The sequence below is a fragment of the Dokdonia pacifica genome, assembly GCF_900188275.1.
Taxonomy (GTDB): Bacteria; Bacteroidota; Bacteroidia; order Flavobacteriales; family Flavobacteriaceae; genus Dokdonia; species Dokdonia pacifica.
This window is the reverse complement of record NZ_FZNY01000005.1, coordinates 50,754-75,438: the sequence shown is the minus strand read 5'-3', so window position 1 is coordinate 75,438 and position 24,685 is coordinate 50,754. Positions and strand designations below refer to the sequence as shown.

Genomic DNA, 24,685 nt, shown 5'->3' with positions numbered 1-24,685 from the left:
AATATAAGTATGAGTACATTACAAACATTAATGCCAACAAAGAGCATTACAGAAGAAAAGAAAAAAGAACTAGACGCCTTAACCTCTCAAGTGCTTGCTGCTCAAAATCAAGTAGAAGAGTTACAAGCTGTCGTTACTTCATTGGCAGAAAAGTCAACAAAAGTAGAAGCGCAATTAGCCGCTAGAGATGCAAATAAAACTAAAGCTTTAAACAATAAAGAATTAGTAGATAAAGTAGTTGACCAAGTAATAGATCTTGAAAAAAGCTCAAAGATTATTGATAAAGAAATAAAGAGTTCTTGTGAAAAAATAGGAGCCGTTGCACTTGATATTAAAAAAGTGATCGATTTATTAATCTATTCGGCTGAAGAGATAAACTATCTTTCTAATTTAATAGTGAGAGAAAAAGCAAAAAACCCACTTATTTCAGATGAGTTAGTCACTATGGTAGGCAATGCAGGGACAAATGCAAACAATGCAGTAGCTCTCACTTTAGTTGCATTGGACTCTGTATTTACAGCACGCGCTAATACTACAGAATCTGATTCTGCCATTATATTAGAAAATTTTCATGCAGAAAAGCTATATGATTTTATGACTAAAGAAGACCCAAGTAATACACATGAAGATCTTCCGAAAACAAATATCAAGACACTAATAGACACGATGTATGATAATGCATTAGAGTTATATGCACTAGCATTAGATGCTAAAAATGATACAACAAAGCAGTTGAGCAACGCAACTACTGCTTTAGACAGCGCAAAGATGAATTTGAGTTCGTTAGAAGCTGGTCTTGCGGCAGCAAATGCAGCAGCATTAGCATCATAAATTTCTTTTGAAGCTATCTAAAAATAATTTTGGATACGTCATTCTTAATTTATTTTAGAATCTCATTAATATGTAAATAGTAATGCGATAAAAAATAAACAGATTCGACAAAATGATACTTTTAGATAGCTTCATATCTTACGTAAATAGCTAGTGATATGTATACACATAAGAAAAATATAAGTGCCAGAACATCTCAGTCAGGGGAAGTTGTTCAAAAAAAGAATAATGGCGTTTTCCTAGAAGATAATCGACAGGCTGTTGTTCAACGAAAAGAGCATACTACTCCTATCCAATTTGAAAGAGGAGATAAGTATAAAAAAACAACACAAGACTATGTAGATGATTATTATGATGAAGAATATGAAGATCAGTTGTATGAAGATGACTATAGTGATGAAGATGAAACCTATTTAGATGGACCAGATATTTATACAGCTTGGGACCCTTCTACGGCATGGAATAGTGCTATTGCAGCTCAAGTAGGAGATTCACAAGATTACACCGTAACGTTTCAATGGAGTGTTTTAGGGTATAATCTAAGAGCTCATGTACATTATATAGCGCAACACGGTGGGTATAGAAAAGTTGCTGGTCATGGATGGGTAAGTGGTATTGATGCTTATGAATTTACCACACCTAATGCTGTTGTTGTAAACGCACCTGCAGATCCTACGACACTATAAATTAATTAGGTGTTTCTTTTATACGCTTTCGCGAAAGCGTATACCCGTTTAATGATGCATAACAAACCATGTGAAGCATCCAGTCAATTGTAATAAACGCACTAACTCTGATAATTACTTATTTGTTAACTTTCTAGATAATAACTTAATAAACAACTTATGAAAAACGTATTTAAGAAGTTTTATAGATCTTTTTATAGTAGAACCTCTGGATTTATTCCTACCAAACCGATCAACCAGAATATTTATCCAGGTGATTTTTTCCAAATTCGTAATGGAGAAATGATTTTGCTAGGAAATATATTTCGTAACGGTATTATTGCAAAAGAAGATATTGTCCTTCAAAATGGGATTGCATTAAATGGTGCCAATTGGAATTTTAATGATGGTGTGTCAAAACCATATTCAGGGAGAGATCAAGGTACCAATATCATAGATGGTGAGTTTAAGTTTAGTAAACAAGTACTAGCATTTGAAGAAAAGGGGAGTTTTTTCTTTTGTGCGCAAGATCCAGAAGCAGTAAAATTGATAAACTGGAATGAGATCGAAAATGAATTAATTATAAAGCTCACACAAACCTTATTTTCTTTTAGAGAAGTATATGTTGTTACCGAAAGTGCAGTTGCTTCAGATTGGACACTGGCTATAGCTGGAGCGGAAAAAGCAGAATTGGAGATCGCTACAGAATCAGAAAGCTTTGGATTGGTAGATCTATTTATAGATGCTAACTCCAAAACCATTCAAGCACGAGATATAGAATACTATCATAAAGAAACGAAGAAAAAACCGTCCTTTTTTAAAGCCAAAAAATTAGTCGTGCAACAAGGGAAATTGGATGTGTTTATAAGTGATTTGATCAAAGAAAATTCGCAAAAAGTAAATTGGGCTACTGACTTTTATGAGTATGATTTTTACCATGATACGGTACATTTTCCTAGCTCTGTATCTATGACTGCACAAGGATGTGTTTTAGATATGTTGCAAGCGAATCAGCTTAATCCTAATACAGCATTATCTTATTTTAAATGGGAAGATGCAAATCTGGATGATATAGAAAAGCTATTTACAGTTTATGGATACTAATACACCATTATATACACTATATCAAGAGATAGAATGGTTACAAGAAGTAATACATCATGCAATAGGTATCTATTTAAAACAAGATGGAAACTATACAGATTGGAAAGAAATTGAAGCCCCAGCGTATACAGATGTAGATACTCCATATGCAAACATTCTTAAAAAATGGGAATTAACCATCTATGAGCGTCTTACACTCGCATTAGCAATAGCACCACATATACGTCCAGAAGTATTAGATATCTTTTTTGGTAAAAATAAACTCTATGACAGAGGATTTACAGAGTTTGGAGGTATTATAGATAAACACCACAGTGGTTTTTTACCTACTGGACAAACCTTGTTATTTATTGCAACCTCTAGCGATATAGAAGCACGACTGGAAGTTCTGAAAGCGCTAGGAGGGGATTCTATTCTTTATAAAGAGCAAGTAGTAAGTCTTGAAAACATGGTGTCATTTACGCCTCAGCATAATGGGGTATTACGACTCAATAACCGCTGGTTAGATTTTTTTATAAAAGGAGAAAAACCCAAGTTAGAACATAGTAGCACCTTCCCAGCTACACAATTACACACCCATTTACATTGGGAAGACTTGGTGCTTAATGATATTGTAATGGATCAAGTATCAGAGATTAATGCATGGTTAGAACATGGGCATACATTAATGAATGATTGGGGATTATATAGAAAAATAAAACCAGGGTATAGAGCATTGTTTTATGGACCTCCAGGTACAGGAAAGACCTTAACTGTTTCACTATTAGGAAAAGCATCAGGTAGGGAAGTATATCGAGTAGATCTCTCTATGATCGTTTCAAAATACATAGGAGAAACAGAAAAAAACCTTTCTAAAATTTTTGATATTGCTCAGTATCAGGATTGGATTCTGTTTTTTGATGAAGCCGATGCCTTGTTTGGGAAGCGTACCGAAGCAAACTCTTCCAATGATAGGCATGCCAATCAGCAAACGTCTTATTTATTGCAACGTATCGAAGACTTTCCTGGCGTTGTTATTCTTGCATCCAACTTAAAAGCAAACATGGATGAAGCATTTACAAGGCGTTTTCAATCTATGATTCATTTTAGTATACCTAGTCCGGAAGAGCGTTATACATTATGGCAAAAGGCCTTTTCAGATACCTGCACGTTACATCCTGATATAGACCTAAGGAAAATCGCGCAAGACTATGAACTTGCAGGAGGCGCTATTATTAATATTTTAAGATTCTGCGCATTAGCAGCAATCAAAAGAAATGATACCGTGGTTACATCTCATGAGCTGTTAGCAGGTTTGCGAAGAGAATTCAAAAAAGAAAATAAAACAATCACACGATTACAGTAGTATATAAACACCATGAGTACAGCAAAACAAAAACCTACCCATAAAAAGCATAGCTTGCTTTTACATTTGGGTCCTTGGATAGAAGACCTTCCAAAGGATGAGGTACCGGTGATTGTTAGTATTGCACTTAATTATTGTGTATATCACGAAAAAATTAAAATTACTGGGTATTTAATAACGCGGAGTCATGTATGCCTTATTATGACTTCCCATAAACATGATATACATCATATACTTACGGTTCTTTCTGAACAAATAGAAGCTGGTGTATATGCTTATTTGAAATTAGATAAAGAAGAAGAAAAGTTGGTGTACTTACATGATAAGTATCATATGTTTACAAAACATACATTACAAAATAGATACTTAATCCAATTGCTTATAGGCAAAGACGTAGTGCTGCCCTATTATAGCCCTAAACTTAAAAGATTGCAAGCACTCACACATGATTATAATTATTGTTCTGTAATGAATTATAAAGGAGTTCAAGGCCCCGTAGAAGTATCTATAAAAGAATAGGATGAGTTTTCACAATCACATACAAGGTAAAGATAAAGAAGCAAATTCTTCTCAAGAAACCACTATCAGAGATGCTGGAGAAAACGGCATGTTTCTAGAAGATAATAGACCTTCAACTACCATACAGCAAAAAACTTTAAGTGCAGTAGAAAATAGCACAAGTACGCTTCCTATTCAAAAAAAGGAAAACAATACAGGACTTCCTGATGATTTAAAATCGGGTATTGAAAACCTTTCTGGATATGCTATGGACGACGTGAAAGTGCATTACAATTCAGACAAACCCACACAACTCAATGCCCATGCCTATGCACAAGGAACCGATATCCATCTCGCTTCGGGACAAGAAAAACACTTACCTCATGAGGCTTGGCATGTAGTACAACAAAAGCAAGGACGCGTACAACCCACTAAGCAACTAAAAAGTAAAGTGAATATTAATGATGATGAAGGGCTAGAAAAAGAGGCCGATGAGATGGGGGAGAAGGCGTTGCAATTACAGTCAATAGATAGAATACCTAATCTACAAACTGTTACTATTTCAAAAAACACAACCCAACGATATATTGTACCAGATGCTGAGGTCGATGGAAGTTTTACATCGCAGGTCTCTAGAAATAAAGAAGGAGGAGGGAAAACATTTTTAGATGATACAGGAAATGGAGCTCAACTTGAAACAAAAGAGACAAGTAAAGTACGTGTAGCTGTTACTGGAAAGATGGCGATAGAAGACTCTGAGTTAGGAGCTCGGCAAGCAAAATTTTTCTATGCAGATGGAGATATTCTACAACAAGCTAATAATGCTATGGAAGCTATTAACTCTCCTATATCGTTTGATATGGGATCTGCTACGATTACAGTACACGATGAAAATGGGTTGGCACATGTGTTAGACCTTATTGTTCCTATTAAAAATAAAGGCGCTGAAGATCAGGCTACAGGAACCAATATTAGAATTCCAGAAAATTGTAATGAAGCTGCTTGTTCAATTACAAAATTGAATGGTGATCAAGGTGGGTTCCATGTAAAATATAATGATAATACAAATGATATTAATGCCCCTTCTGGAGTACTAGGGCGAGATTTGGTTCCCAGGCTTATGAGATTTCTACCAGCATATCTTAAAGATAAAAATGATTACGATGCTTCTTCATATATGAGTAGAGCATACAATAAGATGTCTAGTATATTTAGTACAACTGATCCTAGTGATGAAGAACAGCTTATGAATACGGCAAGAGATTCGTCCAATGAATCTATATATAAAATTATTGGTTACGATAATAAAACAAAATCTACAGATCCTAACATGCCAGATATAATTGGACAGGAGTATTCTGAGGAATTTTTAAATCAACCTGGAGCCAATGCAATCATAGACCAATTAGGAATTAATGAAAGTGCTGCACCAGATGCAGGAGATGCTATGGCTATTTTTTCAACAGGAAATTCAATAAAAAATGAAGAAGGAGATGGAATAAGTGTGATGGATTATCGTACAGGAAATTATATTGATAATCCTGCACCGTATCATTTTGCGACAGTGATTGCTAGGAGTGGCGCAGATTATATTACTATGGAAAATTATGTAAGGCAAAAAGAAGAAGCAAGTACTGATGAGCCTGCCGATTCGGATCCTCGTTATTTCTTTAGAATGTATGGTCCAGAAGCACAATCTTTTCATAGTGAGAATGTAGATCGATATCCTAATGCTATGACTCTTGCATTAAGTAAACCAGTACAACAAGTCGCACAACTGCAAAGTGATGCTCCAATACAATTTAGTGATGAAGAAGATACTGTTAAAGAAGTGAGGGGAAAAATGTCCGATGGTCCAGGAAATCAAACAACAAGTTCCAAAAAAGCAAAAGAAAGTTTTGCTAAAGCGTCACAATTAGAAAGTTTACTATTAGAACAAAAAAATTCAATGGATTCTTCTACTATTGATGTTCAGAGTATGGCTTATCTAGGCAGGGATGCATTGTATAGAAAGAACTTTATGACAGAGGAAGGTGATGATGAAAAGATGGTATCAGCACATGTTGCTGAAAATACAGGAGGAAAAAATAGGGCAGATCAATTAAAAAAGATTAGGTATACTGATTTTGATTTTTCTAATCTCATAGAGATTGTATGGAAAGACTTTGTATTAAGGAAAACTGGAGGTGGTTCCTGTGATCATATCTCGGCTGCTACATTTTTAAACCTTGTAGATAAAGGGAAAAGTCCAGTATTGATTAGTTATGAACCAAAGTCTGATAAAGATTATGAGATAACACCACCTTCAGAAGAATTTAATAAACATCGTTCTGTATTAGTTAAAGATATGACTGAAGATAAAAAACCTATTTTAAAGGAAATAGATCCTTGGTTTCCAGAAGATGGACATGTTCAAATATTTGAATCTGAAAAAGAAGCAAGTAGCAAACTTAAAAATGTAGAAATAAAATGGGAATGGGAGCCTGATGATCAAGAATTTGTAGATGCAGTACAGAAAGAGTTAGAACTAAGATATCAAAAACTCGTGGAAGACAAGAAATTAAAAGAAAAGGGAGATGCAGACAGTATCACCGCATTATGGGAAATAAAGAAAAAAGAAGACGAGGAGATATAATAACTTTAATACTCATTTTCTCTCTAAATCCATTTTCAAGTGTCGTATATTAAAATTACATTTGTTTTTAAACCTAGAATAAACGCACGATTCTTACTTTATGGCTGGAAATACCTACGGAACCCTTTTTAAACTCACAACTTTTGGAGAATCACACGGAAAAGCTATTGGAGGCATTATAGATGGATGCCCAGCGGGACTAGAACTTGATTTTGAAGCGATTCAAAAAGAATTAGAGCGTCGCAAGCCTGGACAATCCAAAATTGTAACCCAACGTAAAGAACCCGATACTGTAGATTTCCTTTCAGGAATCTTTGAAGGGACTACCACGGGAACACCTATTGGTTTTGAAATTGTAAATACCAATCAGAAGTCCAAAGACTATTCACATATCAAAGACACCTATCGCCCTAGCCATGCCGATTATACCTATGATCAAAAGTATGGTACGCGTGATTATCGCGGTGGTGGACGTTCTTCGGCACGTGAGACAGCCAGTAGAGTGGTAGCAGGTGCGATTGCAAAACAGTTTTTAAAAGATATTAAAATTCATTCCTATACCTCTTCGGTGGGGGAATTGGAAATGGATATTCCCTACAAAGACCTCGACTTTAGTAAGATTGATAGTAATGATGTGAGATGTCCTGATGACGCTTTCGCGAAAGCGTTTATAGACAGAATCAAAGAGATTAGAAAAGAAGGTGATACCATAGGAGGCGTGATTACCTGTGTGATCCAAAACGTACCTGTAGGATTGGGCGAACCTGTATTTGATAAACTCCATGCCGAACTCGGAAAAGCCATGCTTTCCATCAATGCCGTCAAAGGATTTGAGTACGGAAGTGGTTTTGAAGGGGCAAAAATGAAAGGAAGCGATCATAATGATATCTTTAATGCAGATGGCAGTACAAAAACCAATCTAAGTGGTGGTGTGCAAGGCGGGATCAGTAATGGGATGGATATCTATTTTAAAGTTGCCTTTAAACCTGTGGCTACGATCATGCAAAAGCAAGAAACCATAGATGCCAATGGGAATGTGGTCGAGATGCAAGGAAAAGGAAGACATGATCCTTGTGTGGTGCCTAGAGCTGTGCCTATTGTAGATGCCATGGCAGCATTGGTCATTGCCGATTTTATGTTGAGAGATAAATCAATCAAGTTATAATGTATCTTTAGAAGACTCTAAAATACGTTGGGAAAATATCATAAATTTAAAAGCAAAGTGGGTTTTTTGTCCGCTTTCGCGAAAACAAATACATAGATGAAAAAACTAGCATTACATTGGAAGATTATTATTGGTTTAGTACTAGGAATTATATGGGCATTAGTCTCTAGTTCGCTAGGATGGAGCACGTTTACAGACAATTGGATTGCTCCTTTTGGAACCATATTTATCAATCTTCTGAAATTGATTGCTGTACCACTTGTATTATTTTCTATTATCAATGGAGTGACTGGAATAGGTGACCCTTCTAGTTTAGGAAGAATGGGAGGGAAGACCCTTATTGCTTATTTAGCGACTACGCTACTAGCAGTTGCTTTAGGGCTAGTACTGGTAAATGTCATGATGCCTGGTAAAATGGTAGATGAATCGAGCCGTATTGATAACCGAATTAGTTATGAATTATGGGCGCAAGATGCAGGCGTTGAGGTGAAAGATGGATTGAATTTTTTACAAGACCCGCAATATAAAGATCGTGTTGCTGCGGTGACTGAAGTAGAAAAAAATAAAACCATAGACGAAGCCGTTGCTTCACGCCTTGAAACTGTAGAAAAAAATAAGAAGGATGGACCTTTAAAACCCTTAGTTGATTTAGTACCTCAGAATATTTTTAAGTCATTAACAGATAATGGCTTGATGCTACAAGTGATCTTTTTTGCACTTTTCTTTGGGATCAGTTTATTATTTATTCCTAAAGAGAAAGCTGCACCTGTTATTAAGCTTGTAGATGGAATGATGGAAGCTTTCTTAAAGATGATTGATTTTGTAATGCAAGCAGCACCGTTTTTTGTGTTTGCCTTATTAGCAGGTGTCATTAGTAAAATGGCCGGAAATGATGTAGGAAAAGTAATTGAAATCTTTAAAGGTTTATCGTGGTATTCGTTTACGGTTGTGTTAGGATTAGCATTAATGGTCTTTATTGTATACCCGCTTATTATGAAATTAATTGTTCGTGTGGTGCCTTATGGTGGATTCTTTAAGGCGATGGGACTAGCGCAAACTACTGCTTTTTCTACATCTAGTAGTGCTGCAACACTTCCTGTTACTATGGAATGTGTAGAAGACAATCTTGGTGTAGATAAAAAGATAACGAGCTTTGTATTACCTATTGGTGCTACCGTAAACATGGATGGTACAGTATTGTACCAAGCAATTGTAGTGGTGTTTTTAGCACAATTTCATATGATAGATTTGACCTTAGGACAACAACTTACGATTGTTCTTACGGCAACTCTAGCCTCTATAGGCTCTGCTGCAGTGCCTAGTGCAGGATTAGTGATGTTAATTGTCGTTTTAGGTTCTGTAGGACTCAATCCAGCATGGATCGCTATTATCTTCCCTGTAGATCGTATTTTAGATATGTGTCGTACGGTTGTGAATGTAACAGGAGATGCTACCGTATCTTCTATCATTGCTAAAGGGGAAGGCATGATGAACTATGATCCAAATAAAGATCCAGATGACGCTTTTGATCCTGAGAAATAATCTCTTTCTAGAAAAAAACTTTAAAAGAATAAGCGAGATTTAAAAATAGTTGTATAATTGTAATAATTAAAATGTAGATGTCTATATGCGTGGACGTTACTTAATCGTATATAGCCATGCAAAAAAATATAGCACACCTTATCTTCTTATTTTTTATTTCTATTTCTTATGCCCAAGTGGGGATAGGAACCACAACCCCTTCGGCAGCTTCTATGTTAGAAGTAAGTTCAACATCTGATGGAGGAGCTACGTATAGAGGCTTGATGCCTCCCGTCATGACCATAGCACAAAGAAACTTAATCAATACAGCGACTACAGATGTAGGATTACTTGTTTTTATTAATGATTCGGTAGAAGGCGTGCAGTGTTTACAGTTTTTTACGGGAACTACATGGGTGTGTACAGATGATCCTTTTTTTCCGGGATTTACTGTATTTGCAGCGCAAGATTTTGATGCAACTACTTCTTGGAATTTCACACTAACTCCAACAAGCTACACTATTCCTGCTTTAGAAGATATATGGGCGGTAGTGGGATCATTAGATAATATTACTGATTTTACAGGCAATTTTCTAGGGTGTAGTGATTTAGATAACCCTATCGCAGGAATGAATGTAGATCATATGATTGTATTTGATAATGTAGATATTTCATCTGCTACAGCACCTAAACTAAGTTTTGATTATGACATTTTTGAATTTGATACTGGAGATAGTGTTTCCTATCAATTATTTTATGATGATGTAAGTCAAGGCATATATACGATTCTTGAAGGAAATGCAGACGCCTCTTTAAGCGGAACAGAAACAATTAATATACCTATAACAGTTACTAATGTTCGTATAACTATTATCGTTAATCAAAATGGAAATGAAGATAAAGCGGGTTTTGATAATTTTCGTGTATTTGAATAAATTTTGAACGGATAGCATTTATTTTTAATATAAAAATTTGGAAACTTATTTATTGTTTCATCAATTTTAGTATTTTAGGTACACTAAAATTTGACTTTATGAATGTATGCTACATAATGTATCCATGGGAGGAAATGGACCCAGATAATGATACAACCCTTTCTTTAATTCATGAGTGTGTAAAGCGTAATCACGGTGTTGCGATTACAACACCCGCAAATTTGACCATTAGAGATAGTGAAACTTTTGTGTTTTGTAGGGCTATCAACAAAATGGAAAAAGTCCCTAGCAACTTAAAATCCTTTCATAAAAAAGCGACTTTACGAGAAGAGATGCTTCCCTTAGCAGGTTTTGATGTCATTATACTACGTAGCAACCCACCGTTGGATATGATCATGCTCAACTTCTTAGACTCTGTAAAAGATGATGTGTTTATTATGAACGATGTAGATGGAATACGACGTGCAAATAATAAATTATATACAGCAGCCTTTGAAGATAATACCCGTGATTTTATTCCGCGTACGCATGTGACTAAAAATAAAGACTATCTGATCAAAATGATTAAAGAGTCTGAAGAAGATAAAATGATCTTAAAACCACTTAATGGTTTTGGAGGTTCGGGTGTTATTCTTATAGAAAAACGTGCCATGTCAAGTATCCGTTCCTTATTAGATTTTTATATAGATAATAAAGATGGAACGACCAATTATGTGATACTTCAAGATTATATACCTGGTGCCGACCAAGGGGATGTTCGAATCTTAATATTAAATGGAAAACCTATAGGCGCAATGAAGCGTGTTCCTGGTAATGATGATCATAGATCTAATGTATCGGCAGGTGGAAGTGTACAGAAGCATTCGCTTACTAAGCAAGAAAAAGAATTATGTCGTCGCATCGGTCCTAAACTCGTAAAAGACGGACTCTATTTTGTAGGTATTGATGTGATTAATGGAATGCTTGTAGAAGTAAATGTGATGAGCCCAGGGGGCATTACCTATATCAATAAAGTCTATAAAACAAAGCTTCAAGAAAAGGTGATCAATTTTGTAGAAGATAAAGTATTAGAACGCGTAAGTCGTATAGAACGAAGAGCTAAACTCAGAAAAACGGTAGCAGATGCTTAGACTTTCAAGTGACGACATGATTTCAAAAATTGAAATGGAAGAACCTTTTCATGCCGTTTCTGATGATTATTCATTTACGCTTAAAATAGAAGAATACACTTACTTTCTTTGTGGTGCCGTACATGACGGACACCAGTTTAGAAAAGAATTATGGGACAATTGCTTGCACTCTGAATATGATCGTTGGTATGAGGAAGACCCATGTACCAAGCAAATGGTTCAATCCAACCCTATGGTGATTGCAGGAATGGATAGCCGATTTGAGTATGACCTTAATCGTGCGCCAGAAACAGCCATTTATGACGACGCTTGGGGAAAACAATTATGGAGAACTCCCTTACCAGAAGATCAAAAACAAAAAAGTCTTTCCAAACATGCTACTTTCTACAAGGTAGTGCATGCATTGGTCTCAAAAATGGAAGAAAAATTTGGAGGCGCTATTGTATATGATATGCATTCCTATAACTGGAAACGATGGGACAGACCTGTTCCTGTTATAAACCTAGGTACTAAGAATATTGATAATGAACGTTTTTCCGCTTTCGCGAAAGCGTGGTGCGACGCACTAAAAAATATTACATTACCTCATGATATAGAAACCACTGCTGCCATTAATGATACCTTTCAAGGCAATGGATATTTCTTGAAATATATTACTGAAAATACCCAAAATACTTTAGTACTTGCGACAGAGTTTTCAAAAATCTATTGTGATGAGTATGACTATATTTTATATCCAGAAGTGGTAGATGCTATAGAACAACAACTAAAACTTACCTTGCGCAATCATGCGACTACTTTTTACAATGATTTTATCTTGAAAAATGGATTGCTACCAAGCTAGTCTAGTCGGTAAGAATTTTATATTTTTGACGTTCTAAATATTGCTATGCACTTTCAAGCTGTTGACACTAATGCCGCTATTTTTGAAATTGATCAAAACCTTGATCGATTAGTTCATAATATTGAATTACTGAACTATCTCAATCCTTTGAATATAGAGGTAGAGAAGAAGCGTTTTTTTGCGAGTAAATATACCGTAGAACCTCAGTTTAAGTATCGCAAAATAAAATTCAGTCCTTTTAAGTTGCAGCGTTTGTTTTTTAATCAACGCCTAGAACGTATAGAAGATGATGATATCAGACGTTTATACCGCGATATTATCTATGAGTATTCGGGACTTATTGCGTGTATAGAAACGATAGGAAAAGGAAAAAAATTCTATTATAACAATCTGAAAGTATTTGGAACTCCTAAAGAACGCGATGTAGAAAATGCACGTTTTATTCTTCATTTTGCAGATGAAAATGAGGGAGAAGCAATGATTCCAAAATACAATGTAAAAGAAGCACAAGCTTATTTTGAAGAGTTTGGAAAACGATATGATTTTGATTTCAATATCAAACAAAGTAATCATATCTCTGCAGCGGCTATGGTCTTGAATGCTTCAGATACCATGCTGTTAAAGAAGAATCATTCTTTCTGTAAAAATCAAATTGAAGTGCTGGCAAATCATGAGATAGGTGTTCACTTAGTGACTACTCATAATGGCAAATCACAGCCATTAAAAATATTCTCTAATGGTTTTGTAAATAATACAGAGACCCAAGAAGGATTGGCCGTTTTTAGTGAGTACATGAGTGGTAATTTGACACTAAGCCGTCTTAAAGAATTGGCGCACCGTGTGATTGCAGCAGATAGTCTTATAAAAGGGTATAGCTTTGTAGATACCTTTGATTTACTTTTTAATCAGTACAAAGTTTCTAAAGAAAAAGCATGGCAGATTACACTACGTGTTCATAGAGGTGGTGGGTTTACCAAAGATTTCTTGTACTTAACAGGACTTAAAAAGATTTACGATTATTATCAAAAAGGGGAAGACTTATCCTTATTACTTACAGGAAAAGTGACGTTAGAAAACCTTCCTGTAATTAAGAAAATGATGGATATGGGATTAGCCATTCCTAGTAAGCATATCACCGATTCTTATGCTAAAAATCTAAATACAAATACCAAATTAGATTTTATACTTAAGAATTTAAAGTAGGGAGTTGTGCTGTATTTCTATAACGACCTTCACAAATAGTTACTCCTGATACAAAACAACCATAGATAGGTCTGGAACAGTAATCGTTCCTGAAACTGTTTTAGTAGTTTTGAAATCATCACCAAGCACGGCTGTTTTCCAATTTCCTTTTAGTGGGTATGTATAGGGTTTTGTTTGTGCATTATAAATCACATAGATAGTTGCCCAAGTATCTCCGTTTGCATGATTACTTAGTTGGTAACTCACTAGACCTTCTTTTTGCGTTTTAAATGTTAGATTCTTACGAACTTCTGTTGCTGTAGGCATTCTAAATGCAGGATGTGCTTTACGTAATGCAATGAGATTTTTATAATAATTGACAACATCAGCATGTTGAGTTTTGCGATTCCAATCTATCTGGTTGATGGTATCGGGTAAGTTATAAGAGTTATGCTCTTCATTTTTTGTACGCAAAAGTTCTGCACCAGCATGAATAAAAGGAATTCCTTGTGATGTAAGGACAATCGCATTTGCTAGTTTATCCATTTTAATAATTGCCTCTTCGGTAGCATCTCTTCGAGAGACATGTAATTTATCATAGAGTGTATGATTATCATGGCAGGATACATATGAAATAGCTTGCCAAGGTTCATTTGTCCATGGATCATCAGAATAGTTAACCGCTTTATAATCAATCTGCGGATGTTGAATGGAACCTACAACACCAAATTTTACAGACTCTTCGGTTGCTGTTGCACCACTTACAAACCCCGTACTTTGGTCATCAAATACAGAACCTTTTAATCCATCTCTGATATCATCACTAAATGCAGTTATAGCTGGCATTCCTTGTATATGCGCTTTTAATGCTCTGTCTTCAAGGGGGAGTGGCGAATCTCCTGCCGTCCAACCTTCGCCATACACAAAAATGTTAGGATTTACTTCTTCTAGCGTTTCGGTAATGATATTCATGGTTTCGATATCGTGAATTCCCATGAGATCAAAACGAAATCCGTCTAGATGATACTCTTCCGCCCAATACTTGACAGATTGCACCATAAACTCGCGCATCATCTCACGATCAGAGGCTGTTTCATTTCCACAGGCCGAAGCATTTGCATAAGAACCATCTTCATTTTGGCGATAATAATATCCTGGAAATTCTAAGCTAAAATTTGAGCCGTTGGTATCTCCTTTATCGTTTGGCATTCCGGTATGATTATACACAACGTCTAGGATAACGCCAATTCCACTTTCGTGAAAACGTAAGACCATCTCTTTAAATTCTTTGATGCGCACTTCGGCGTTGTAAGGATCTGAAGAGAAAGAACCTTCGGGTACATTATAATTCTGAGGATCATATCCCCAATTGAATTGTGGCGTGTCTAATTTGGTTTCGTCTATAGAATAATGATCATAGGTAGGTAGAAGATGTACGTGTGTAATGCCTAGGTCACGCATATGATCAAATCCTGTCGCTTCGCCATTAGGTCCTTTCGTTCCATTTTCAACCAATCCTAGATATTTACCAGGCATCGTCGATCCTGATTGAGGATGTATAGTCATATCTCGGATATGTAATTCATAAATTACAGCATCATTAGGGCTTTTTAAAGAAGGGCCTTTATCTGTTGCCCATCCTTCTGGATTGGTACGTTCCAGATCCAAAACCATCGCTCTATTTCCATTTACCCCAACTGCTTTTGCATAAATGCCAGGCGTCTCTTTTAACCATGCCCCATCTACGTGTATTTGATAGGTATAATAGGTTCCGTCATAATCACCTTTGAGCGTTTTTGTCCATATACTATTTGTAGATGGTTCTAGCTGGTAGGTTTCATAAGGTTTTCCATCATGGCCGTTTTTATACAAATGTACTTGCACTTTTGCGGCAACTGGAGACCACATTTTAAACGTAGTAGCTTCCTTACTATAGGCTAGCCATAAGTCTTTATTTTCAGGTCCTTTATAATCAGTATAGGATTCATATATTTCTGGAATATGTTTTGGCTGTTCTTTGCAGGATAGTATGGACATAAGAATACACGAAAAAAATAGAATACGGCGCATTAGATAGATTGTTTGTTTTTTCAAAAGGTTCTCAAGAATAAGTTACTTTTTAGAACACTCCTAATATATAAGATATCTTTTATCTATTCTTCTTCTACTCTCCAAAAAATAAATGGAATTTCCATTTCTTTAGAAGAAACGATGGCAGTGATCGTATCATCAAAATACCGATATTGAATATGGGTAGGAAACTCATTAGAAGGATTATGAGCTACAAAACTAGTGGGAGTTCTTTTTACTATTGTAAAAGGCACTATAGGTTCAGTACCATTATATATTTCTAACATCCAGATTGTATCACGCTGTGTAAGTCGCATCTTTTCTTTCCAAATGGTGTCATTATTTTGAAGGGTATACCCGATACCATTATATTTATTTTTATCAGTTTGCTCCCAAATTTCGTAGGTTTCTTTGCCTTCTTGCTCATTGGTTCGTTCCCAATTCCCTATGAGATAATCAAAGTCTCCTTTTGGAAAATTAGGTGTTTTTGTTTTCTGGCAAGATATAATGAAAAGAAAACTAACAAGATATAAGATGGATTTCATAAAATATTGTTTAATAAGATAACAATAGCAACTAAAGTTACTATTTTTATAACTTTAATTTAGGTGGTAATCTATTATATTAGCAAAAAATAAAAGTTATGAGAATCTTATTTGCAATTGTATGTTGTGCTTTTTTAATGTCTTGTGGAAGTGATGATGGAGGAGAAACAGTAGAACCAGTGGTATGTCCAACAGTTACTCTTGCAGGTTTTGAAATTCGAGTGGTTAACGCTACCAATGGAAATCCTTTATCTGGTGTGATGATCACCGCTAGGGAAGGAAATATCTTTGAAGAGGTCCTTGCGGAAGTAGCTGCAACACCAGGAACATATCAAGGTGTTTTTGAAAGAGAAGGTTCTTATGTACTTGTAGTTGAATTAGATGGTTTTCAAACGGTAGTTACAGATGCCATTACTGTAGGACGCCTTAATGACGAATGCGAAACTTTAGATACACAAAATCTATCCTTCTCTTTGAGTGAACTATAGTTTTACGCAATAGATTTTTTATACATTGTAAAGAATAAAAAGGGTAAAAATCCAAACCCAAATATAATAGCCGCTGCTCCTAATAGGATATCGGCTCCTTGCAAATGGTACATTTTAAAAATCACAGATAAGCCAGCAGTTACTGCTGAAAGCGCGCCTAATACTATTCTTAATCGAATAGATATAGCTTTAGAAATCGCTACTTTATAACGGTCAAATGCTATTAAAGGAATAAATAATAGAAATAAGGTCACAATACCTATTATAAAAAGAGTATTTGCTCCAGGATACCGAAATAATTTAAAAGCTATTCCTGCTGTTAATGATAAAGCTCCTAAAAATCCAATAGTATAGATAAGTTTTTTCATAATAAAAATACGTTTAGCGTTTAATAAAAATAATGTTTGGTGTTGTATATCTTTTAATCCATTTGGGGCAATGTCATGAATAGCTTCTTCTAGAAGTTTATCAAATTCTTTTCCTTTACCAAGCTGAGTTTCTATAACACAGCATAAATGATCAATGATGTCATCTTGTAAAGATGGTAATTGTATTCCCTGATTCTTTACAGATACACTAATCATATCTTCTTGTTCAGGTGTTAACTTCATATAGGATTAAGTTGGTTAAAAATAATTTTGTCAAGTGTTTTCATAAAGTCTTTTAATTCTTCTATGTGAGTAGTTTTTGCACTTTCGCCTTCCGGTGTTAAGTAATAATACTTGCGCACTCGTTTCCCTATATATTCTTTTTCGAATGAAATAAGACCATCTCGATTCATTTTTTGTAAAGCTGGATATAGAGAGCCGTCTTTAAGTAAAATTTTCTCATCAGACCTTTCCTTTACGAGTTTGAAAATTTCATAACCATACATTCTTTTATGCTCAGATAATAGTTTTAATATAATAACGGATAAGGTTCCTTTTAAAAGTTCTTTTGAATACATAGTTCAAATATACATAAAATATCAATACATCATAATTCTATGTATTAAAAAATATATTTTTGTTCCATTTTCTTTTTATGAAAGAATATTTCTATAACTCCTTTACGGTTACTTTTCGCAACATAATGATTCCAAAAACAAGACAGGGAGCAACTATTAATGTAGTGATGAGGGCACTCATTAGCGACGAGCTTTGTGGTGTTACTTCGGTAGCTGTTTTAGGAATTCCCATTCCATCTAGTTTTGCAAAAAAGTCAATAAGTGCATGTATGATAATAAGAGGATAGAGTCGCTTGGTACGTAGTAATAGTGCTCCAAATAAAACGCCTATGAATAAAGCAAAGAATACTTGAGATACTTCCCCATACATTCCTTTATCAAATTTAAAGAGGTGTAAAACCCCAAAAATAAATGCAGCTCCAAATACAGAAAAGACAATCCCTTTTTTTGAATGACCGTATGCTTTTATAAGATAGGATTGCATAAATCCTCGTAAGCTTAACTCCTCAGAATACCCAATACTGATACAATATATAAGAAGTACTAAGATGTTCATCCATAAATTGTCAGTTGGAATTTCATCCATAAACAATATATTGATGAGAATTAAATAAAGCGGATATAATAACAACCACATATGCTGCACTTTTCCAGTACGAATACCAGCCAATGATTGTAACTGATATTTTCGTATAAATACAAATGCGATGATACTCATTACAATATTAACTCCTGTTGAAAATAAACTATGGCTCGTATAGGAAGTGATCCCTTGTGTTATTAAAAGATCTGTAGTCCACTCTCTACTACTAATGATAAGAATAAGTATCGCGATAAAGGCAACAAGAGGAATAAGGGAAGTTTTAGCTTTCATAAGTATGGTTAGTTTATTCTGTATGAATATAGAAGATTTAGAACTTAAAATGTTACGAATCTAGTAATTAAAAGATGTTAAAAACTCCTTTTATTTTGTGGTTTATAATTTTGAAATACTGATCTTAAAATTGGTATTTTTGCCTATGCAAAACAACGTCCTTATTTTAGACTTCGGGTCTCAGTACACACAGTTAATAGCGCGTCGTGTACGCGAGCTTAACATTTACTCAGAAATTAAACCCTATAACAATCCTCCTAAAGATTTATCAAGCTATAAAGCAGTGATTTTATCAGGATCACCACATTCGGTACGAGGAGAAAATCCACCACATCCAGATCTCTCTGAAATTAAAGGTAAAAAACCATTATTAGGAGTATGCTATGGAGCACAGTACTTAGCTCATTTTAATGGAGGTGAAGTAGGGCAGTCTAATACACGTGAATACGGGAGAGCAAATCTTTCTATGGTTAAAGAAGGAGAACCTTTTTTAGAAGGTGTTTCTAGTGATAGCCAAGTATGGATGAGTCATAGTGACACGATAAAAAAGCTTCCAGAAGGAGCTATACGTATTGCATCTACACACGATGTAGAAAATGCAGGTTATAAAATAGAGGGAGAAGATACCTATGCAATACAATTTCATCCAGAGGTATATCACTCTACAGATGGAAAAAAAATATTAGAAAATTTTTTAGTGAAAATCGCTGGTGTTGCCCAGACATGGACGCCTGACGCGTTTGTAGAGACTACTGTTGCAGCGTTAAAATCAAAAATAGGTGACGATCGCGTGATCCTTGGACTCTCTGGCGGCGTAGATAGTACAGTGGCGGCAACATTATTACATAAAGCTATTGGAGAAAACTTACACTGTATTTTTGTAAATAACGGTTTATTACGTAAAAATGAATATACAGACGTATTAAAACAATATGAAGGTTTAGGCCTTAATGTAAAAGGAGTAGATGCTTCGGCACGCTTCTTGGATGCGCTAGAAGGAGAAAGTGATCCAGAAGCAAAACGTAAAGCTATTGGACGTGTTTTTGTAGAGGTATTTGATGACGAAAGTAAACTGGTAGAAAATGCAACTTGGCTAGCACAAGGAACCATTTATCCAGATGTGATAGAATCTGTGAGTGCAACAGGAGGACCTAGTGCTACCATAAAATCACATCACAATGTAGGAGGATTACCGGATTACATGAAGCTAAAAGTAGTGGAGCCCTTACGTATGATTTTTAAAGATGAAGTGCGTAGAGTAGGAGCAAGTATCGGATTATCGGCAGAATTACTCGGTAGACACCCATTTCCGGGACCAGGATTGGCCATACGTATTCTCGGAGATATCACTCCAGAAAAAGTACGTATATTACAAGAAGTAGACCATATATTTATTAATGGTCTTAGAGAATGGGGACTGTATGATAGTGTGTGGCAAGCAGGTGCAATGTTGCTGCCTGTAAACTCTGTAGGTGTGATGGGAGATGAACGTACCTATGAAAAATGTGTCGCTTTAAGAGCAGTAGAAAGTACAGATGGTATGACGGCAGATTGGGTACATCTTCCGTATGAATTTATGCAGAAAGTATCTAATGATATAATAAACAAAGTAAAAGGCGTTAATAGAGTAGTATATGACATTAGCTCTAAACCGCCAGCCACTATTGAGTGGGAATAAACCAAAATTATGAAGTTGAAACATCTTTTTTTAGTATGTATATGTGTGGTGTCGTTCGCTTTCGCGAAAGCGGAATCCGTAACACCTACATTTTTTCAAGAATTTATTTCACATCAGGTTGCCAAAGGAGAGACTTTATATAGTATCGCCCGTAAGTATAAGCTTACAGAAAAAGATATTATTAAATTGAATCCAGATGCAAAAGAGAGAGTCTATGAAGGACTTGTTCTGATTCTTCCGTCATCTGCTTCGACCTCAAATGATACCGCTGCCGAACAAGAAGATATTCGTTTTAAAACGCATAAAGTAAGACGTAAAGAAACATTATATAGTATCTCTAAGAAGTATAATGTCACACAAGAGGCTATAAAAAAATATAATAAGCGTCTGTATAGCGAAACCTTGCGTAAAGGTGATAAAATAAGAATCCCTTTAAATTATGTGGGTGTTGTAGAAGAGAAAGTAACCATCACTAATACAGGTGGAGGGGTATCTCAAGAAGAAGCACCTAAAGATGCAGGTGCTGCATTTGTACCTTATGTTGTAAAAGCAAAAGAAACGAAATATGGTATTGCACGCTTATATGGGATTACAATTGCCGAATTGGAAGCCGTAAATCCAGAAATGAAAGATGGATTAAAAGTTGGGCAGACTATTAAAGTACCTAATACTGCAATAGAAAAAGATGACACTGCTGTCATTAATGAAGATGTATATGCTTTTTATGAAGTAAAAAAGGGAAATACGATCTATAGCTTATTAAAAGAATTTAATATAAACGCAGATAGATTAGTCGAGTTAAACCCAACCGTAGCCGATGGACTAAAAGAAGGAATGATTCTTAAAGTTCCCAAGGGTGTTGCTGGCACTATAACAAATACGACTGCAGATGCAGGAACTACTATCGAAATGACCTCAGATACTACTAGAGGAAGTCTACTAGATAGTTTATCTAACTTTTCTACTAAGAAAGTTGTATTAATGTTGCCCTTTGGTTTGAATCGTACTACAGCAGATTCACTTTCTAATGCAGAAACTATTATTAAGAAAGATAGAGCTCTTAGAATTTCATTAGACTTTTATAGTGGTGTTTTATTAGCATTGGATCATGCAAAACAACGAGGAATTTCTACAGATTTGCAAATCTTCGATACAGAATATATACGATCTGATGGAGCCGCAACCAATGCTAGAAAAGTAGAACGTATTATTACCGCTAATGATTTTTCTGATGTAGATGTGGTAATAGGCCCTCTATTGGCTAGTAATTTTAATAGGGCTTCTAGTCTTTTAGCACGTCAAAGAATTCCTTTAATATCTCCTTTAACAACACAAGCGGTAGATTTTAGATCCAATGTTTTTCAATCTAGGCCTAGTGAAGCTCAAATGCGAGAGGTCATGCTTGATTATTTAAAGCCTAGAGTAGCAGGGAAAAATATCATCATTATAGCAGATAAGAAAAACAGCAAAATAAAAGCAAGGCTACAATCATTATTTCCTAGTGCAAAAGTTGTTACCATACGAGAAGGGGATAATGGCCCCTATTTAGGGCAATATGACATTACAGATAAGATCTCAGAGTTTCAAGAAAATTGGGTGATTGTAGAAACGAATGATGTACCATTAATAAGTTCTATAACTACAAAACTTAATACCATAATAACAACTCGTAAAGTCTCATTATTTACTACAAGCAGAGGGCGAGCATATGATAGTGATGCTATACAACATATGCATTTAATGAATCTTAATTTTCATTACCCTTCTATGAATAAAGAGTATACGTATAGTACAACAAAAGAGTTTGTAGATGCGTATGAAGATCGTTATGATATTACGCCTAGTAAAGAAGCCATAAGAGGGTATGATATTGCGTATGACACCTTATTACGCCTTGCTTTCGCAGAAAATTTATATGATGCAGCTAAATCGGGTATAGAAACTAGTTATGTAGAAAATAAGTTCCGTTATCATCAAAAAAGTGCTGGCGGATTTTATAATAATGCGATATACCTTATAAAGTATTCTGAAGGATTGATGTTAGAAGAAATTTCTCAAGATGCTCCAGAAGAAGTAGAAGACTAATTATATATCGATATCAAATAAAAAAGGCTGTTACATTTTGTAACAGCCTTTTTTATTGATGTTTTATTAGATTTTATAAACCTCCATTTGCTTGTAAATCTGCGATACATAGCGGATCAAACTCTGGAATGGTTGCTATATCACTTGAGTTAAATATACTAGTTACGGTTTGGAAAAACATAAGGCATCCTTCAACATTACAATGTCTCTCATTATTTTCATCTTCATGATCAGAAGTAAGTGGCGTACCTGAATTTACCAATCCAAATATATGTCCAAATTCATGACGAAGTGTAGATGTTTCTAATAATGTTCTATTGATAGGTGTTGTAGAGTTATTTGCTAGATCTATAAAGGTCTTTTCATAAATAACCATAGAAGTGTTACGATAGGCAGTCCCTAATACAAATGAGTTTCCAGAATTAGATGCAGAGACTCCATCAGAGAAGAACATCCACACACCTATTTCGTCACCATCATTAAATACGGTACGATTTGCATCTTCAATAGCTACAATCTCATTGATATCATAAGGAGCTACTTCATCAGGTGTAATCAAATTTTCTACAATAGTAATTCCATCGGGTTTATCTAAACGTTCCTCAAGGAAACTTTGAATAAGATCTATGGTTTGTTGCGTAGGTCTAAAACCTTCGGCATAGGCAAGTTCTAATCGTAAACTTCTAAATTCTGTAGATGCTAATAATTCATTTGCAGAAGTTCCCAACGGTTGCTGATTTGCAGTAGCATTTGGATTTGTAGGTGGAGTAGTTGTCTGTTCATCGTCATTTCCACACCCTACAACGGTAAATGCAACACATAAAAGGGTTAGAAAGGGAAGTTTTAATCTTTTCAATATCATTTTTATATCTTTAAACCTCTAATTTAATCGTAAAAATGATGAAAAAATTACTTTTTGCACTAATTTTTTTAAGTTCATTGCATTTTAATGCTCAAGAATCTTCACATCGTGCTGATGTTTTGAGGTATTTAACTATGAACGGAACTGCAAATCAATATAGTGCAGCAATAGATCAACTATTTGAATTATTAGGCAAGCAATATCAAGAGCATAATATCTCTGATGAGGTTTGGGGTGAACTTAAAAAGGAGTCTACACCAGAATTGAATAAGATTTTAAATATGTTGGTTTCTGCATACAGAGGTATTTATGAGCATGAGGATATCAAGAATATGATCGCTTTTTATGAAACTTCAACAGGAAAACAATTACTGGCGGATAAAACGGCATTAACTAGTGAACAACAAAAAGAAGCATCTGTATTTTATAATTCACCAACTGGTCAAAAAATATTAACATCAGAACAACAAATTGCACATAGAGTAGGAGAGGTCTCTGAAATTTGGAGTCGTGATTTGTATAGAAATCTTGTAGATAAACTAGCAGAGAAAGGCTATGTTATGCAACAGTAAGTCGTGCTAGATAGTCATAATGATTACCTTCTAAAATGAGTTCGCAATCGAACTCATTTTTTTTTGCATACACTGCCAGTGTTTCAAAATCTAAATACAACCATTTAAAATCAGGAGAACGCTGTCCTTTATAACTCATTCCCATCGTTACTTCGCCGTAATAGGCACTATGTATATCTATCCAGTAGCCTCCATCATCAGTTTCAAACATATACTTTATATCAGATCCGTCTATTAAAATTTGTCCGCCAGGTGTAAGCATCTTTTTTAAGTGTTGTAAATACAGATCAATTTTTGATACTTCTTCAAAAATTCCAGTACCATTCATGAGTAATAGTAAGGTGTCATAGGTAGTTTGATGTTCTAAAATATGACTCGTAATACTGTTTTTGATCATACGCTTTCGCGAAAGCGTACCACATCCCTCAGAAATATCCAGAGCGGTTACCTCAATTCCATGTTCTTGTAACCAAAGACTATGGCTGCCTGCTCCACTTCCTATGTCTAGTGTTTTTCCTTTACACAATTGAAGCGCTTTCTGTTCTATGGCAGGCATTTCATGATACTTGCGAAATAAATAAGGAATAGGAATCGTATCGTCTTCTGCGATAGAAGAATGAACTATAATATCTTCAGCGTATTGCTTATCAAAGTAATCGTTGACGGCTTGTCCAAATATGTCTATATCCATAAAATAGTGCTTACATTTG

Annotated in this window: 23 protein-coding genes; 16 read left to right on the top strand and 7 right to left on the bottom strand. The window is 35.2% G+C overall.

From position 1 onward, the window contains the following. Window positions 1–9: 9 nt before the first annotated feature. From CHB80_RS15110 to CHB80_RS15055, 12 genes are all read left to right on the top strand, one after another. Window positions 10–831 carry a hypothetical protein gene (locus CHB80_RS15110; RefSeq protein WP_089372336.1) on the top strand — a complete coding sequence of 274 codons (822 nt, stop codon included), beginning with the start codon at window positions 10–12 and terminating at the stop codon, window positions 829–831. Between the two features lie 158 nt (window positions 832–989). Further along, a complete protein-coding gene (locus CHB80_RS15105; protein WP_089372335.1) occupies window positions 990–1,517 on the top strand; it encodes a hypothetical protein in 528 nt (175 codons plus the stop codon). Between the two features lie 159 nt (window positions 1,518–1,676). Further along, a complete protein-coding gene (locus CHB80_RS15100) occupies window positions 1,677–2,600 on the top strand; it encodes a hypothetical protein (protein WP_089372334.1) in 924 nt (307 codons plus the stop codon). Further along, window positions 2,590–3,945 carry an ATP-binding protein gene (locus tag CHB80_RS15095; RefSeq protein WP_089372333.1) on the top strand — a complete coding sequence of 452 codons (1,356 nt, stop codon included), beginning with the start codon at window positions 2,590–2,592 and terminating at the stop codon, window positions 3,943–3,945. The genes CHB80_RS15100 and CHB80_RS15095 overlap by 11 nt, the downstream gene beginning before the upstream one ends. A gap of 12 nt (window positions 3,946–3,957) precedes the next feature. Further along, window positions 3,958–4,464, top strand: a complete 507-nt coding sequence (locus CHB80_RS15090; RefSeq protein ID WP_089372332.1) for a hypothetical protein — start codon at window positions 3,958–3,960, stop codon at window positions 4,462–4,464. Window position 4,465: 1 nt separating this feature from the next. Next, window positions 4,466–7,078, top strand: a complete 2,613-nt coding sequence (locus CHB80_RS15085; protein ID WP_089372331.1) for an eCIS core domain-containing protein — start codon at window positions 4,466–4,468, stop codon at window positions 7,076–7,078. A 100-nt stretch (window positions 7,079–7,178) separates the two neighbouring features. Beyond that, complete coding sequence (gene aroC, locus CHB80_RS15080) at window positions 7,179–8,243, top strand: chorismate synthase (RefSeq protein ID WP_089372330.1); 1,065 nt, start codon at window positions 7,179–7,181, stop codon at window positions 8,241–8,243. Between the two features lie 96 nt (window positions 8,244–8,339). Beyond that, the gene (locus CHB80_RS15075; RefSeq protein WP_089372329.1) at window positions 8,340–9,785 is read left to right on the top strand and encodes a dicarboxylate/amino acid:cation symporter; all 1,446 of its coding nucleotides are present in this window, start codon (window positions 8,340–8,342) and stop codon (window positions 9,783–9,785) included. A 116-nt stretch (window positions 9,786–9,901) separates the two neighbouring features. Then, window positions 9,902–10,699, top strand: a complete 798-nt coding sequence (locus CHB80_RS15070; protein ID WP_089372328.1) for a hypothetical protein — start codon at window positions 9,902–9,904, stop codon at window positions 10,697–10,699. Between the two features lie 98 nt (window positions 10,700–10,797). Continuing rightward, window positions 10,798–11,829 (top strand): glutathione synthase, encoded by a 1,032-nt coding sequence (gshB, locus tag CHB80_RS15065; protein ID WP_089372327.1) that lies wholly within the window; start codon window positions 10,798–10,800, stop codon window positions 11,827–11,829. After that, a complete protein-coding gene (locus CHB80_RS15060) occupies window positions 11,822–12,673 on the top strand; it encodes an N-formylglutamate amidohydrolase (RefSeq protein WP_089372326.1) in 852 nt (283 codons plus the stop codon). The genes gshB and CHB80_RS15060 overlap by 8 nt, the downstream gene beginning before the upstream one ends. A gap of 45 nt (window positions 12,674–12,718) precedes the next feature. Then, window positions 12,719–13,876 (top strand): flavohemoglobin expression-modulating QEGLA motif protein, encoded by a 1,158-nt coding sequence (locus CHB80_RS15055; RefSeq protein WP_089372325.1) that lies wholly within the window; start codon window positions 12,719–12,721, stop codon window positions 13,874–13,876. A gap of 39 nt (window positions 13,877–13,915) precedes the next feature. On the opposite strand, the gene pulA is transcribed toward CHB80_RS15055, so the two are convergent. Together pulA and CHB80_RS15045 are read right to left on the bottom strand one after the other, a co-directional pair. Further along, window positions 13,916–15,925 (bottom strand): type I pullulanase, encoded by a 2,010-nt coding sequence (gene pulA / locus CHB80_RS15050; protein WP_089372324.1) that lies wholly within the window; start codon window positions 15,923–15,925, stop codon window positions 13,916–13,918. 83 nt (window positions 15,926–16,008) lie between these two features. After that, window positions 16,009–16,470, bottom strand: a complete 462-nt coding sequence (locus CHB80_RS15045) for a DUF6265 family protein (RefSeq protein WP_089372323.1) — start codon at window positions 16,468–16,470, stop codon at window positions 16,009–16,011. Window positions 16,471–16,568: 98 nt separating this feature from the next. On the opposite strand from CHB80_RS15045, the gene CHB80_RS15040 reads away from it, so the two are divergent. After that, on the top strand, window positions 16,569–16,958 hold the full coding sequence (locus CHB80_RS15040) for a hypothetical protein (RefSeq protein WP_089372322.1): 390 nt from the start codon (window positions 16,569–16,571) through the stop codon (window positions 16,956–16,958). 2 nt (window positions 16,959–16,960) lie between these two features. Here the strand turns inward: CHB80_RS15040 and CHB80_RS15035 are convergent, their stop codons facing one another. From CHB80_RS15035 to CHB80_RS15025, 3 genes are all read right to left on the bottom strand, one after another. Then, the gene (locus tag CHB80_RS15035) at window positions 16,961–17,569 is read right to left on the bottom strand and encodes a hypothetical protein (protein WP_089372321.1); all 609 of its coding nucleotides are present in this window, start codon (window positions 17,567–17,569) and stop codon (window positions 16,961–16,963) included. After that, the gene (locus CHB80_RS15030) at window positions 17,566–17,904 is read right to left on the bottom strand and encodes a PadR family transcriptional regulator (protein WP_089372320.1); all 339 of its coding nucleotides are present in this window, start codon (window positions 17,902–17,904) and stop codon (window positions 17,566–17,568) included. Before CHB80_RS15030 ends, CHB80_RS15035 begins: the two co-directional genes overlap by 4 nt. Window positions 17,905–17,995: 91 nt before the next feature. Beyond that, window positions 17,996–18,778: a CPBP family intramembrane glutamic endopeptidase gene (locus CHB80_RS15025; RefSeq protein WP_089372319.1), complete on the bottom strand. Its 783-nt coding sequence runs from the start codon at window positions 18,776–18,778 to the stop codon at window positions 17,996–17,998. Between the two features lie 145 nt (window positions 18,779–18,923). On the opposite strand from CHB80_RS15025, the gene guaA reads away from it, so the two are divergent. Together guaA and CHB80_RS15015 are read left to right on the top strand one after the other, a co-directional pair. Continuing rightward, the gene (gene guaA / locus CHB80_RS15020) at window positions 18,924–20,456 is read left to right on the top strand and encodes a glutamine-hydrolyzing GMP synthase (protein WP_089372318.1); all 1,533 of its coding nucleotides are present in this window, start codon (window positions 18,924–18,926) and stop codon (window positions 20,454–20,456) included. 9 nt (window positions 20,457–20,465) lie between these two features. Further along, entirely contained in the window at window positions 20,466–22,541 is a 2,076-nt protein-coding gene (locus CHB80_RS15015) for a LysM peptidoglycan-binding domain-containing protein (RefSeq protein ID WP_089372317.1), read from the top strand. Between the two features lie 73 nt (window positions 22,542–22,614). Here CHB80_RS15015 and CHB80_RS15010 read toward each other — a convergent pair whose 3' ends face one another. Next, window positions 22,615–23,403, bottom strand: coding sequence for a zinc metalloprotease (locus tag CHB80_RS15010; protein WP_089372316.1), 789 nt, complete (start codon window positions 23,401–23,403; stop codon window positions 22,615–22,617). Between the two features lie 38 nt (window positions 23,404–23,441). On the opposite strand from CHB80_RS15010, the gene CHB80_RS15005 reads away from it, so the two are divergent. Next, a complete protein-coding gene (locus CHB80_RS15005; RefSeq protein ID WP_188476206.1) occupies window positions 23,442–23,975 on the top strand; it encodes a DUF2059 domain-containing protein in 534 nt (177 codons plus the stop codon). Here the strand turns inward: CHB80_RS15005 and CHB80_RS15000 are convergent. Continuing rightward, window positions 23,962–24,666, bottom strand: a complete 705-nt coding sequence (locus CHB80_RS15000; RefSeq protein WP_089372314.1) for a class I SAM-dependent methyltransferase — start codon at window positions 24,664–24,666, stop codon at window positions 23,962–23,964. The two genes, CHB80_RS15005 and CHB80_RS15000, sit on opposite strands and share 14 nt — an antisense overlap. Window positions 24,667–24,685 lie beyond the last annotated feature (19 nt).